Here is a 13513-nt window from a genome sequence, read left to right on the forward strand (position 1 = left end):
ACCCGGCCGTCACGGCCAGAGCCGCGCCTTGTGCACGTACCGGAAGCCGGACCGCCACTGCAGCTCGACGTACGCCATCGGCCGGCCCTTCGGGTTCCCGTACGCGTCGAAGCCGATGGGTCCGCTGAGGCCCCGTACCTCCTTCGTGGTGCCGAGCTGCAGCAGCATCTGCCGTACCGCGCCCGCGTCCACGGGGTCGCCGCCGTCCGGCCCCGTGGCGAACTCCACTGCCTTGACCAGCGCCAGCATCGCGTCGTGCCCCATGATCGCCTGCCCGCTCTGCAGCGGCCCGTCGCCCGCCGCGCAGGCGCCGCGGCGGGCGCCGGGGCGGAAGTCGGCGCAGTAGCGGTCGGCGAAGTCCGCGAGGGCGGCGGGGTCGCCGGCCTTCGGGTGCGCGTAGGCCGTGTACCGGATGCGCAGTCCCTGGGCACCCCAGCGCCGCAGGTCGGGCGAGTCGAAGTACAGGCCGAGGGCGCTGGATCCCGACACCACGGCCAGCGTGCAGCCGGGCTGCTGCCCGAGGGCCTGGACGAACTGCCGCAGGGCGCGCCCGCGCGCGGCGAAGTAGACGGCGTCCAGCTCCTCCTTGGCGCGGCAGACCTGGTCGGCGATGTACGTCAGCGCGCTGGCCGTCGAGGTCCGGCCGGACTCGAAGGAGTAGCCGTCCGCGGTGGCGAGCCGCACGCCGCGCGCGGCGACGGCCTTCTCGAAGCCGTCGCGCAGCGACTTGTTGTACGTGTCCCCCTCCTTGACGTCCTTGACGATGTCGACGCGGTAGCCGGGGTCCTCGCGCTGCCGCCCGGCCAGCTCGCGGGCGGCGATGGCGGCCTGCTGCGCGGTGGGCTGGGAGACGCGGAAGAAGTCGGGGTCCTTGCGGGCGAGTTCGTCGGCGGCGACGGTCGCGCCGACCATGGGTATCCCGGCGCGGCGCAGCCGCTCCACCGTCGCGACGGTGGAGTCGACGCTCTGGCCGAGGCCGGTGACGGCGACCAGGTGCTCGTCGCCGCGCGCCAGCCCCTCCAGGTCGCGTACGACCCGCTCGTAGTGCGCCCCGCCCTCCCCGGTGTTCGCGAGCAGCAGCCGCACCTTGGGCGAGGGGCCCTCGTCGGCGCGCGGGTCCGCGGCGTCGAGCCGGTTGTGCGCGCGCTGGGCGAGGTACGCGCCCTCCAGCGCCTGCCGGACGACGCTCGGGTCGCGGTCGTCGGCCCGTTCGCCGCCGCGGCGGCCGTCCGCGCCGTGGGTCATGGACTCGACGTACGCGATGCTCACGGACGCGGCGCCGGAGCGCTCGACGCGCTCGTTCTCCTCGCGGATCCGCCGGGTGACCTCGTCCAGCTCCTCGTCGAAGGAGTACGCCCCGTCGGTGACGCCCACGCACTCGCCGCCCAGCCGCACCACCCCGGCCGCGCACTTCTCGTCGCCGCCGAGCGTCTTCGGCAGGAACCAGGCCAGCGCGCCGACCGCGACGAGGGCCACGAGCACCACCGCTCCCCAGGGCGTCGTGCCGCCGCGCCCCAGCCGCCTGTCACTCACCGGGCTTCTCCTCATACTGCCGCGCCTGGTCCAGCAGCGCGGGTGTGCCGCCGCCGAAGGGCCCGTACGCCAGCGTCATGAAGCGGGCGTTGATCTCGCCGTAGAGCTGGCCGTAGAGGTCTTCGAGCGGATTGCGGTACGGATCGCCGACGTGGTCGGTCTCGGGCGACTCGGCGGGCTCGGGCGCCATCCAGCTCGCCACCAGCAGCCGGGTCACGGTGCGCTCGCGGCTCTCGACCTCGTCGGTGCTGAGGAAGCCGAGCAGCCCCTCGTACCGCTGCTGCGGCGAGTCGGCCTGCGGGGCGTGCGCGTGGATCCGGGCGCGTACGGGCGCGCGGCGCAGCCGGACGAGGAGGCGGCACCAGCGGACGGTGTCCGCGCCGCCGAAGCGGTCGTTGAGGAAGCGGGCGGCGGCGTGCAGGTCCTCAAGCGCGAGCCGGTGGTACGCCTCGATCTCCGGCAGCCCGCGCTCCGCGGCATCCAGGCGCAGGGCCTCGTGGGCGTGCCGCCAGCCGCCGGTGGCCTCCAGGCGGCGCAGGAGGAGGAGCCGCAGCAGCGGGTGGAGGGTCTGGAGCGGGCCGTCGGCGGCGCTGTCGCGGGTGCGTACGTGCATGGTCTGCAGGACGTCGCCGGAGAAGGCGCCGACGGCGTTGCGCAGCGCCGTCTCGCCCTCCGCCCACAGCGGTCCGGCGGCGACGGCGCGGGCGAGGTCGGTGGCGGCGGCGCAGCGCGGCGCCCACGTACTCCGTCACGCCCCGGTCGCGCCGGGAGCGCCCCTCCCACCCCTGGGCCATGCGGCAGCTCCTCGTTCCCGTCCACGTCGACGGGGCACCAGATTATGTGAACGTACCTTTTTCCGACGGCTTCTTGTCGGACTGATCCGGTTCGTGAACCACCTCACGGGAGAGGCGGACGCACGTAGCCGACCGTACGGAGCAGACGCGCGAGCCCGCGGCGCTCCCGGTTCCTGGCCTGATTCCGGTACCTGTGCACGGGAGTTAGGTTAGGTTAGCCTAATCTGCGTTGCCGGCCCTTCCGTGCGCGGGACGCGGCCGCGACCCCCGCACCCGCCCGGAAGGTGAGCCCGACGTGACCACGGAACCGACCACGCAGACGGCGGAGCCGGCGCCCGACGCCGCCGAGCCGTTCCGCTTCTTCCGCCTCGACGTCGCCCGCACCCGGCGGCTCAGCCCCACCCTCCTGCGCATCACCTTCGGCGACGACGGCACCGGCGGCCCCGGCAGCCTCGAAGGATTCGCCTCCGGCGGCCGGGACCAGAGCCTGTCGCTGTTCCTGCCCCAGCCCGGCCAGACGGAGCCCGTGATGCCCACGGGCCCGGCCTGGTTCGACGAGTACCGCGCGCTCGACCCCGGCGTACGGGCGGTGCTGCGCTCGTACACGGTGCGCGCGCAGCGCCCCGGCGAGGTCGACATCGACTTCGTGCTGCACACCGACCCCGCGGGCCCCGCCGCGCAGTGGGCGAGCGAGGCCGAGCCCGGCGACTGGATCATCGCGCTCGGCCCGGCCGTGCCGGACAACACCGGCGTGCGCTTCCGGCTGCCCGAGGGCGCGGATCACGTCATCGTCGCCGCCGACGAGACCGCGCTGCCGGCCGCCGCGGCGATCCTGGAGTCGCTGCCCGCCGGGCTGCCGGTGAAGGCGTGGATACGGGTGCCGCACCCCGACGACGCGATCGCGTTGCACACCGCCGCGGACGCCGAGATCACCTGGCTGACCGGCCCCGCCGCCGGCGTGGTCGACGCGCTGCGCGCCGCGGACCTGCCCGCGGGCAGCCCGTACGCCTGGCTCGCGGGCGAGGCGGGGATGGTGCGGGAGCTGCGCCGCCAGCTCGTACGGGAGCGGAAGTTCGACCGCCGGGCGGTCGCCTTCACCGGCTACTGGCGCCGCGGCGCCTCCGAGGACCAGTTCCGCTACGAGGCCGAGGCCGGGGCCGACGGCGGTGCGGCCGCGGACGGATGAACCGGCGGCACGTGGCCGAAACGACGGGGGCGGGGGCCCTAGGACCAATTACTTAGGTTAGGCTTCCCTAAGTTTTTGGCCCCCGTCGTGAGGACACCATCCATGAGGTCCCACCTGCTCAACGACCGCACCGCCGGTGCCTACCGTCGTACGGTCACCGCAGGCGTCGAGCACATCGCGGCCCGACTGGCCCATGCAGACCGCCCGTTCACGGGCATCACACCCCCCGCCCTCGCCCCGGTCGTCGACGCCGTCGACCTCGACCTCCCCCTCGGTGACGCCGGCGCCGCGCTGGCCGAGCTGGACCGGCTCTACCTGCGCGACGCCGTCTACTTCCACCACCCGCGCTACCTCGCCCACCTCAACTGCCCCGTCGTCATCCCCGCCGTCCTCGGCGAGGCGGTGCTCTCCGCCGTCAACTCCTCCCTGGACACCTGGGACCAGTCCGCCGGCGCCACCCTCATCGAGCGCCGCCTGATCGACTGGACCGCCGCCCGCACCGGCCTCGGCCCGGCCGCGGACGGCGTGTTCACCTCCGGGGGCACCCAGTCCAACCTGCACGCGCTCCTGCTCGCCCGCGAGGAGGCGTGCGACGGCGTACGCAAACAGCGGGGCGCCGGGCTGCGCACCGCCGAGATCCTGCCCCGGCTGCGCATCCTCGCCTCCGCGCACGGCCACTTCAGCGTCCGCAAGGCCGCCGCGCTGCTCGGCCTCGGCGAGGAGGCCGTCGTCGAGGTGCCGTGCGACGCGGAGCGCCGGATGCGGCCCGCCGCGCTGGCCGCGGCGCTCGCGCAGCTCCAGCGCGACGACCTCGTCCCCATGGCCGTCGTCGCCACCGCGGGCACCACCGACTTCGGCAGCGTCGACCCGCTGGCGCAGCTCGCGGGGGTGTGCGCCGGGTACGGCGTGTGGCTGCACGTGGACGCGGCGTACGGCTGCGGGCTGCTGGTCTCGGGCCGCCGCCGGCACCTGCTCGCCGGCATCGAGCGCGCCGACTCGGTGACCGTCGACTTCCACAAGTCCTTCTTCCAGCCGGTCAGTTCCTCGGCCGTGCTGGTACGGGACCGGGCGACCCTGCGGCACGCGACGTACCACGCCGACTACCTCAACCCCGAGCGCATGGCCGCCGAGCAGATCCCCAACCAGGTCGACAAGTCGCTCCAGACCACCCGCAGGTTCGACGCGCTCAAGCTGTGGCTGACGCTGCGCGTCATGGGCGCCGACGGCGTAGGCGCGCTCTTCGACGAGGTCTGCGACCTCGCCGGGGGCGGGTGGCGGCTGCTCGACGCGGACCCCCGCTTCGAGGTCGTCGTACGGCCGCAGTTGTCGACGCTGGTCTTCCGCTACGTCCCGGACGGCCCGGCCGGCACCGACCCCGCTCTCGTCGACGCCGCCAACCTGCGCGCCCGCGAACGGCTGGCCGCCTCCGGCGCCGCGATGGTCGCGGGCACCAAGGTCGACGGCCGGCACCACCTGAAGTTCACGCTGCTCAACCCCGAGACCACCACCGAGGACCTGGCCGCCGTCCTCGACCTCATAGCCGCGCACGCCGCCGACCACACCGGAGAATCCCTTGTCCCCGACGTCCCCCCCGCCGCCGACTCCGCCGACTCCGCCGACTCCGCCCACTCAGCAGCCCCCGAAGGCCCGGCAGTCCCCGAAGGCCCCGAAGTCCCGGCAGCCCCGCCAGTCCCCGCCCGCTGAGTCCCGCGTCCACGACTTCGTCGCCGTCGGCCTCGGCCCGTTCAACCTGGGCCTGGCCTGCCTGACCGCGCCGGTCGACGGCCTCGACGGCGTCTTCCTGGAGCGCAAGCCCGACTTCGACTGGCACTCCGGGATGTTCATCGAAGGCAGCACGCTCCAGACGCCGTTCATGTCGGACCTGGTCACGCTGGCCGACCCCACGTCCCCGTACTCCTTCCTGAACTACCTGAAGGAGACCGGGCGGCTGTACTCCTTCTACATCCGCGAGAGCTTCTATCCGCTGCGCGAGGAGTTCAACGACTACTGCCGCTGGGCCGCCGCCAAACTCCCCAGCGTCCGCTTCGGCGAGGAGGTCACCGCGGTCGTACGGGACGCGGCCGACGGCACGTACGTCGTCCGCACCCCGCGCGGCACGTACCGCGGACGCCGCCTCGTCCTCGGCACCGGCACCCCGCCGTACGTACCCGGGCCGTGCCGCGGCCTCGGCGGCGACCTCCTCCACAACAGCCGCTATCTGGAGCACCGCGAGCGGCTGCGGGCCAAGGAGTCGGTCACGATCGTCGGCAGCGGGCAGAGCGCCGCCGAGATCTACTACGACCTCCTCCAGGACCTTCGCCCCGACGGCTACCACCTCACCTGGGTGACCCGCTCCCCGCGGTTCTTCCCGCTGGAGTACACCAAGCTGACGCTGGAGATGACCTCCCCCGAGTACGTCGACTACTTCCACGCGCTGCCGGCGCCCGTCCGCGACCGGCTGGGCCCCGCGCAGAAGAGCCTCTACAAGGGCATCAACACCGAGCTGATCGATGCCATCTTCGACCTGCTGTACGTCAAGTCCCGCCGCGGCCCGGTGCCGACCCGGCTGCTCACCAACACCGCCCTCGTCTCCGCCGGGTACGCGGACGGCACGTACACCCTGGGGCTGCGCCACGAGGAGCAGGGCCGGGACTTCGAGCTGGCCACCCAGGGACTGGTGCTGGCCACCGGCTACCGCTACGCCGAGCCGCCCTTCCTCGCCGGCATCGCCGACCGCCTCGCGCGCGACGAGCAGGGGCGCTTCGCCGTCGCCCGCAACTACACCGTCGACCACGCGGGCCGCGAGGTCTTCGTCCAGAACGCCGAGCTGCACACCCACGGCTTCGCCGCCCCCGACCTGGGGATGGCCGCGTACCGCAACTCCTGCATCATCCGGGAGATGACGGGCCGCGAGGTCTACCCGGTCGAGAAGTCCATCGCCTTCCAGGAGTTCGGAGCGCCGGCCTGATGAAACTCACCCTGCGCCCCCTGGACCCGGTCCTGGACGCGCCGCTGCTGCACACCTGGGTCACCCATCCCAAGGCCGCGTTCTGGCTGATGCAGGGCTGCACGCCGGCGGAGGTCGAGAAGGAGTACGCGCGGATCGCCGCCGACCCGCACCACGACGCCTGGCTCGGCCTCGCCGACGGCACCCCCGCCTTCCTCGCCGAGCGCTACGACCCGGCGCACCGCGAGCTGACCGGCGTCTACGCCGCCGAGGACGGCGACGTCGGGATGCACTTCCTCACCGCGCCCGCGGACACCCCCGTGCACGGCTTCACCCGGGCGGTGATCACGGCGGTGATGGAGTGGCTCTTCGCCGACCCGGCGGTGCGCCGGGTCGTGGTCGAGCCCGACGCGCGCAACACCGCGGTGCACGCGCTCAACGAGGCCGTGGGCTTCCGCGTCGCGCGCCGCGTACGGATACCGGGCGCCCCGGGGAGGCCGGGCAAGGACGCGCTGCTGAGCTTCTGCACCCGCGAGCAGTTCGCCGCCTCGCGGGCGGCGGCGCCCCCCGACCCCACCGGGCACCTCACCCCTGACCACTGGGCGGAGGCCACCCGCCGGCTGCTGGCCAAGGCTATCGGGGAGTTCACCCACGAGCGGCTGCTGACGCCGGAGCCGCGGGGGGTCGGCTCGTACGCGCTACGGGCGGGGGACGCCGAATACCGCTTCGAGGCCCGGCGCTACGCCCTGGACCACTGGCGCGTCGACCCGCGCACCGTCACCCGCCACGCACCCGGCGACCCGCCGGCGGGCTCGGCGCCCGACGCGCTGCGGTTCTTCGCCGAACTCCGGGAGCCCCTGGGGCTGAGCGCCGAGGTGCTGCCGGTGTACCTGGAGGAGATCACGTCCACGCTGGCGAGCACCGCGTACAAGCTCACCGGGCCCGAGGACGCGGACCTGGCGACCGCGGACTTCCAGCGGATCGAGGCGGGGATGACGGAGGGCCACCCCTGCTTCGTCGCCAACAACGGCCGCCTGGGGCTGGGAGCCTCGGACTACCGCACGTACGCCCCCGAGACCGGCGCCCGCACCCGCCTCGTCTGGCTCGCCGCCCACCGCGACCGGGCTGCCTTCACCTGCGCCGCCGACCTCGACTACGACACGCTGCTGCGCGCGGAGCTGTCGCCCGGCGTGCTGGACGGCTTCGCGGCCCGCCTCCGGGCCCTGGGCCTGGACCCGGACGACTACCTGCTGATGCCCGCGCACCCCTGGCAGTGGGAGCACAAGCTCTCCGTCACCTTCGCGGGCGAGGTCGCCGCGCGCCGGCTGGTGTACCTCGGCGAGAGCGAGGACACGTACCAGCCGCAGCAGTCGATACGCACCTTCTTCAACACCTCCGCGCCCCGGAGGCACTACGTCAAGACGGCGCTGTCCGTGCTCAACATGGGCTTCATGCGCGGGCTGTCGGCCGCGTACATGGAGGCCACCCCGGCGATCAACGACTGGGTCGCGGGGCTGGTCGACCAGGACGAGGTGCTGCGCGGCACGGGCCTGGTGGTCCTGCGCGAACTGGCCGCCGTCGGCTACCGCCACGAGGCGTACGAGGCCGCCACCGCCCCCGGCTCGCCGTACCGCAAGATGCTCGCGGCGCTGTGGCGGGAGAGCCCGGTGCCGCGGCTCGCCGAGGGCGAGCGGCCGGCGACGATGGCGGCGCTGCTGCACACCGACCGCGCCGGCCGGCCGCTGGCGGCGGCGCTGATCGAGGGCTCGGGGCTGGCGCCCGAGGTGTGGCTGCGGCGGTATCTGGACGCGTATCTGACGCCGCTGCTGCACGCCTTCTACGCGTACGGGCTGGCGTTCATGCCGCACGGCGAGAACGTCATCCTGGTCCTGGACGAGGCGGGGACGGTGGTGCGCGCGCTGTTCAAGGACATCGCGGAGGAGGTCGTGGTCATGGACCCGGACCTGCCGCTGCCGCCGGCGGCGGAGCGGATCCGCGCCGAGGTCCCGGACGACATGCAACTGCTGTCCATTTTCACGGACGTCTTCGACTGCTTCTTCCGCTTCCTGGCACCGCTGCTGGACGAGGCGGGGGTGCTGGGCGAGGAGGACTTCTGGCGGACGGTCGCGGAGTGCGCGCGGGACTACCGGGCGGCGGTGCCGGACCTGGCGGACCGGTTCGAGCGGCACGACCTGTTCGCGCCGGAGTTCGCGCTGTCGTGCCTCAACAGGCTGCAGTTGCGGGACAACCGGCAGATGGTCGACCTGACGGACCCGTCGGCGGCCCTGCAGTTGGTGGGCACCCTACGCAACCCCCTGGCCCCCTACCGCCCCCGCACACCCGCCCCAGGGTAGGCCGCCGCACCGACAGCGGCCCGGGCCACCGACGACGCGACGCCGGTGGCCCGGCAGGCACGCGCCCACCGGCCCCGAACCCGAACGCCGACGCCGAACGCCGAGCCCGAACCGAACCGAACGCCGAAACCCGCCCCCCGAACCCCGCACACCCGCCCCAGGGTAGGCCGCTCCACTGACAAAGCCGTGCCCCGACCACCCCCTTAACCCACCCGCGCCACCGCCCCCTTCACCCCCGCAGCCGCGCGTTGAGCCGCGCTGCCTGCCGCGTCAGGTGGTCCCGCTCCGGTATGTTCGGCGCCGAGCGGGCCGCCTGCGCGTACAGCCCGGCCGCCGTCTCCGTATCGCCGTCCCGCTCGTGCAGGTACGCCGCCACCGCCGCGTACCGCGGCAGCGACGGATCGAGCTCCGCCAGCGCCGCCAGCCCCGCCCGCGCCCCGTCCGCCTCGCCCACCGCCACCGCACGGTTGAGCCTGGCCACCGGGCTGCCGGTGAGGCGTACCAGCTCGTCGTACCACTCCACGATCTGCACCCAGTCCGTCTCCCCCGCCGTGGGGGCGTCCGCGTGCAGCGCGGCGATCGCCGCCTGCGCCTGGAACTCCCCCAGGCGGTCCCGGGCCAGCGCCGCCTGGAGGATCCCGACGCCCTCGGCGATCAGCCCGGTGTCCCACAGCCCGCGGTCCTGCTCGGCGAGCGGTACGAGCCTGCCGTCCGGGCCGGTACGCGCCGCCCGCCGCGCGTGGTGGAGCAGCATGAGCGCCAGCAGCCCCGCGACCTCCTCACCACCGGCCCCGGCAGCCCCGCCCACACCCGCAGCCGCGCCCGTCCTCGCCGCCGCGCCCGTCCTCGCCGCCAACTGCCGCGTCAGCCGGATCGCCTCCGCCGACAGGTCGACGTCCCCGGAGTAGCCCTCGTTGAACACCAGGTACAGCACCCGCAGCACGGTCGCCAGGTCCCCGGGCTGGTCGAACCGCACCCCGGAGACCGTCCGCTTCGCCCTGCTGATCCGCTGCCCCATGGTCGCCTCGGGCACCAGATACGCCCGCGCGATCTGCCGCGTCGTCAGCCCGCCGACCGCGCGCAGGGTCAGCGCGACGGCCGAGGCCGGCGTCAGGGACGGGTGCGCGCACAGGAAGTAGAGCTGGAGCGTGTCGTCGACCGCCCCGCCCCCGTCCGGCACGGGTTCGGCCTCGACCCGTTCCTCGCGCCGCCGCCGCGAGCTCTCGGCCCGTACGGTGTCGAGGAACTTGCGCCACGCCACCGTGATCAGCCACCCCTTGGGGTCCCGCGGCGCGTCGCCCTCCGGCCGGCCGCGCACGGCCTCGACCAGGGCGTCCTGTACGGCGTCCTCGGCCGCCGCGAAGTCTGCTCCGCGGCGGACGAGGACCCCGATGACCTCCGGCACCAGCTCCCGCAGCAGCGACTCGTTCACTCGGCGGCCGGGGCCTGCACACCGTAGGCCGGGCGGATCTCCAGCCACTCGTGGATCGGCTTGCCGCCCGCGCCCGGCGCGGCGGACAGCTCGGCGGCCAGCTCCAGCGCGCGGTCGTAGGTCTCGACGTCGATCACCATCCAGCCGGCGACCAGGTCCTTGGTCTCGGCGAACGGCCCGTCGGTGACCGGGGGCCGGCCCTCGCCGTCGTAGCGGACGAAGGTGCCCTCCGGGGCGAGCGCCTGCTCGCCGACGAACTCGCCGGTGGCCTCCAGCCGGGCGGCGAAATCACGCATGTACTGGATGTGGGCCGTGACCTCCTCCGGCTCCCACTGGTCCATCGGTACGTCGTTGACCGCCGCCGGCGCGCCGCGGTAGTGCTTGAGCAGCAGGTACTTGGCCATGATCTTCTCCTTGCCGAGGTACGGCCCATTGTGGGCCGCGTTCACCCCGGGGACGGAGCCGCGCGCCGGTTCTCGACATCCCCGCGAAAAAATCCCGGAAGAAAATTCCCGGCAGCAGAACTCAGCGCAGCGCGACCGCGCCCCGGGCCGCCGCCCGCAGGAAGAACGGGACCGTCAGCAGCGAGGCCACCGCGAAGAAGCCGAACGCCGCCCGCGGCCCGGCGAGTTCCGCGAGCAGCCCGACCAGCCCGGCGCCCAGCGGCATCGCGCCCCAGGCGAACATCCGGTTCGCGGAGCTGAACCGGCCGAGCATGGCGTCCGGCACCGCCCGCTGGATGACCGTGCGGCTGTTGACCGTCCACAGCGTGCCGCCGAGCCCGCCGAGGAACGCGGCCGCGGCGACGGCGCGCGCGTCGGCGGTGAGCGCCGGGACGGCGGCCATCGCGGCGGTGCCGAAGAGGTCGGCGAGCATCACGCGGCGGCGGCCCAGCACCCGGTTGAGCCGGGTCACGGTGACGGCGCCGAGGAGCCCGCCGATGCCGAGCGCGCTGAGCAGCACGCCGTACTCGCCGGGGGTGAGGCCCATGTCGCGGGTCGCGTAGAGCGGGATGAGCGCGAGCCAGGCGCCCCAGGTGCCGGAGAGGACGGTGAGGATGAGGGAGAGGGAGCGCAGCAGGCGGTGCTGCCAGAGGTAGCGGAGCCCTTCGGCGATCTGCCCGTTGACGGTGGTGGCGGGTGCCTCGCCCCCGTTCTCGTACGCTACGGCCCCCGCCCGGAGCCGCCCGGCGAGCAGCAGCAGCACGAGCGCCGCCGCGGCGTACGCGGCCCAGGTCGCACCCAGCGCCCACCCGGCGCCCAGCGCGATGAGCAGCCCGCCGACGAACGGCCCGGCGAACTCGCTGAACACCGTCTCCGCCCCGGCCATCCACGCGTTCGCCTTGTCCCGCCCGGCGGGCGGGACGGCGGCGGGGACCAGCGCGGTGGCCGCGGTGGAGGCGACGACGTCGGCGACCCCGATGGCCGCACCGGCGGCGGCCAGCAGCGCTAGGGACAGGTCGCCGCTCGCGGCGGCGGCGAGCAGCGGCACCATGGCGAGCAGCCGCAGCACGTTGACGATCCACAGCAGCCGGCGCCGGTCGACGCGGTCGACGAGCACGCCCGCGTGCAGGGCGACGAGCAGCCACGGCAGCGAGATGGCCAGCGCCACCCCGGTGACCTGCGCGGGAGAGCCGCCGGCGCGGACGGCGAGCAGCGGCAGGGCCATCTTCACGACGCCGTCGGCGAGGTTCGTCACGGCGGTGAACGCGACGAGGACGGCGGTGTTGCGGCGCCCGGCGTCCCGCCCGGCCCGTAGCCGATCACTCTCCAGCACCCCGGCTGCACCCATCACGCACCCCCCCTCTAACCACCAAAGCCGTTTACCGGTGAGAGAAAGTTACCACCAAACGCGATAGCCGGTAAAGTGGTCTGCATGCGCACACCTCCTCGGGCCGCCGAGCTGGTGGCCGACTTCGCCAACACCCTGGACATCTACGCCGGCACGGACACCCTGAGCACCCCGGACGAGCTGGCCACCTGGCTGACCACGCACGGCCTGCCGGTCACCGGCACCCCCGACCCCGGCCTGCACGCGGCGGCCGTCGCCCTGCGCGCGGGCATCCGCGAACACCTGGGCACCCACGTCGGCGACACCCCCGACCCCGCCGTCACGGCGGCGGCCGACGCGGCCCTGACCCGCTTCCCGCTCCACCTCACCGCCGCCGGCACCCCGGTCCCCGCCCCCGGCCTCACGCCCACCGAGCGGGCGGTCGCGGAGCTGGCCCTCGCCTGGAGCACGCTGACGATCACCGGCGACGCCGCCCGCCTCAAGCGCTGCGCGGAGCACACCTGCCACGAGGTGTTCTGGGACACGTCGAAGAACCGCAGCAAACGCTGGTGCTCGATGCAGGGCTGCGGCAACCGCGCCAAGGCCCGCACCTACGCCGCCCGCCGCGCCGCCGCCTCCGACTGAGCGGCCACGCACCGTAGCGCCCGGGAACGCGTCAGGGCCCGCACCGCCGAAGCGATACGGGCCCTGACCGAAGAGGGTGAGTGACGGGACTTGAACCCGCGGCCACCTGGACCACAACCAGGTGCTCTACCATCTGAGCTACACCCACCGTGAGCTGATGCTTCCGCACCGGCCGTGTAGAAGTGTACAGGGTCGCCGGCGGTGCTCGCCTCCGGCTTTCCCCGGGCTGCGGTGGCTTCGTTACGAGCCGTCCGCCGCCAGCGTGTGGCGGGCCGCGATGGCCTTGGCGGTCTCCGAATCCGGGCCCGGTGGGGGGACGAAGACCGCCTCGCGGTAGTAGCGGAGTTCGGCGATGCTCTCCCGGATGTCGGCCAGCGCGCGGTGGTTGCCCGCCTTCTCGGGGCTGTTGAAGTAGGCCCGCGGGTACCAGCGGCGGGCCAGCTCCTTGACGGACGAGACGTCCACGATGCGGTAGTGCAGGTGGCCCTCCAGGTCCGGCATGTCCCGGTTGAGGAAGCCGCGGTCGGTGCCGACGGAGTTGCCGCAGAGCGGGGCGCGGCCGGGCTCGGGGACGAACTCGCGTACGTAGGCGAGCACCTGCCGCTCCGCGTCCGCCAGCGTCGTGCCGCCGGCCAGCTCGTCGAGCAGGCCGGAGGCGGTGTGCATGGCGCGTACGACGTCGGGCATGGAGGCGAGGGCCGCGGCCGGGGGCCGGATGACGATGTCGACGCCGTCACCGAGCACGTTGAGCTCCGAGTCGGTGACGAGCGCGGCGACCTCGACGAGCGCGTCGTCGATCAGCGAGAGGCCCGTCATCTCGCAGTCGATCCAGACCATCCGATCGTTCATGGC

At 74.0% G+C, this 13513-nt stretch carries 10 protein-coding genes, 1 tRNA gene and 1 pseudogene; 5 read left to right on the forward strand and 7 right to left on the reverse strand.

What is annotated here, in order from left to right:
- Positions 1-9 precede the first annotated feature (9 nt).
- Together OG946_RS11485 and OG946_RS11490 are read right to left on the reverse strand one after the other, a co-directional pair.
- Positions 10-1533, reverse strand: coding sequence for an ABC transporter substrate-binding protein (locus tag OG946_RS11485; RefSeq protein WP_326796031.1), 1524 nt, complete (start codon positions 1531-1533; stop codon positions 10-12).
- Positions 1526-2146: a hypothetical protein gene (locus tag OG946_RS11490; RefSeq protein ID WP_326796032.1), complete on the reverse strand. Its 621-nt coding sequence runs from the start codon at positions 2144-2146 to the stop codon at positions 1526-1528. Before OG946_RS11490 ends, OG946_RS11485 begins: the two co-directional genes overlap by 8 nt.
- 476 nt (positions 2147-2622) lie before the next feature.
- On the opposite strand from OG946_RS11490, the gene OG946_RS11495 reads away from it, so the two are divergent.
- The 4 genes and pseudogenes from OG946_RS11495 to OG946_RS11510 all read left to right on the forward strand — a co-directional run bounded on the left by OG946_RS11495 (position 2623) and on the right by OG946_RS11510 (position 8814).
- Positions 2623-3513, forward strand: coding sequence for a siderophore-interacting protein (locus OG946_RS11495; RefSeq protein ID WP_326796033.1), 891 nt, complete (start codon positions 2623-2625; stop codon positions 3511-3513).
- Between the two features lie 102 nt (positions 3514-3615).
- A complete protein-coding gene (locus OG946_RS11500) occupies positions 3616-5217 on the forward strand; it encodes a pyridoxal phosphate-dependent decarboxylase family protein (RefSeq protein ID WP_326796034.1) in 1602 nt (533 codons plus the stop codon).
- Positions 5171-6481, forward strand: a pseudogene (locus OG946_RS11505) (lysine N(6)-hydroxylase/L-ornithine N(5)-oxygenase family protein); the annotation flags it as partial. The gene OG946_RS11500 and the pseudogene OG946_RS11505, both read left to right, overlap by 47 nt.
- Positions 6481-8814: a GNAT family N-acetyltransferase gene (locus tag OG946_RS11510; RefSeq protein ID WP_326796035.1), complete on the forward strand. Its 2334-nt coding sequence runs from the start codon at positions 6481-6483 to the stop codon at positions 8812-8814. The pseudogene OG946_RS11505 and the gene OG946_RS11510, both read left to right, overlap by 1 nt.
- Before the next feature lie 229 nt (positions 8815-9043).
- Here OG946_RS11510 and OG946_RS11515 read toward each other — a convergent pair whose 3' ends face one another.
- The 3 genes from OG946_RS11515 to OG946_RS11525 all read right to left on the reverse strand — a co-directional run bounded on the left by OG946_RS11515 (position 9044) and on the right by OG946_RS11525 (position 12037).
- Entirely contained in the window at positions 9044-10246 is a 1203-nt protein-coding gene (locus OG946_RS11515) for an RNA polymerase sigma factor (protein ID WP_326796036.1), read from the reverse strand.
- Positions 10243-10650, reverse strand: coding sequence for a YciI family protein (locus tag OG946_RS11520; protein ID WP_326796037.1), 408 nt, complete (start codon positions 10648-10650; stop codon positions 10243-10245). The genes OG946_RS11515 and OG946_RS11520 overlap by 4 nt, the downstream gene beginning before the upstream one ends.
- Before the next feature lie 121 nt (positions 10651-10771).
- Positions 10772-12037, reverse strand: a complete 1266-nt coding sequence (locus OG946_RS11525; protein ID WP_326800213.1) for an MFS transporter — start codon at positions 12035-12037, stop codon at positions 10772-10774.
- An 84-nt stretch (positions 12038-12121) separates the two neighbouring features.
- On the opposite strand from OG946_RS11525, the gene OG946_RS11530 reads away from it, so the two are divergent.
- On the forward strand, positions 12122-12661 hold the full coding sequence (locus OG946_RS11530; RefSeq protein WP_442814320.1) for a CGNR zinc finger domain-containing protein: 540 nt from the start codon (positions 12122-12124) through the stop codon (positions 12659-12661).
- A gap of 75 nt (positions 12662-12736) precedes the next feature.
- Here the strand turns inward: OG946_RS11530 and OG946_RS11535 are convergent.
- Both OG946_RS11535 and orn read right to left on the reverse strand, forming a co-directional pair.
- A tRNA-His gene (locus OG946_RS11535) sits at positions 12737-12809 on the reverse strand.
- A 92-nt stretch (positions 12810-12901) separates the two neighbouring features.
- Positions 12902-13510, reverse strand: coding sequence for an oligoribonuclease (gene orn, locus OG946_RS11540; protein ID WP_326796039.1), 609 nt, complete (start codon positions 13508-13510; stop codon positions 12902-12904).
- Positions 13511-13513 lie beyond the last annotated feature (3 nt).

It is taken from the genome of Streptomyces sp. NBC_01808, assembly GCF_035917395.1.
In the GTDB taxonomy this organism is placed as follows: Bacteria; Actinomycetota; Actinomycetes; order Streptomycetales; family Streptomycetaceae; genus Streptomyces.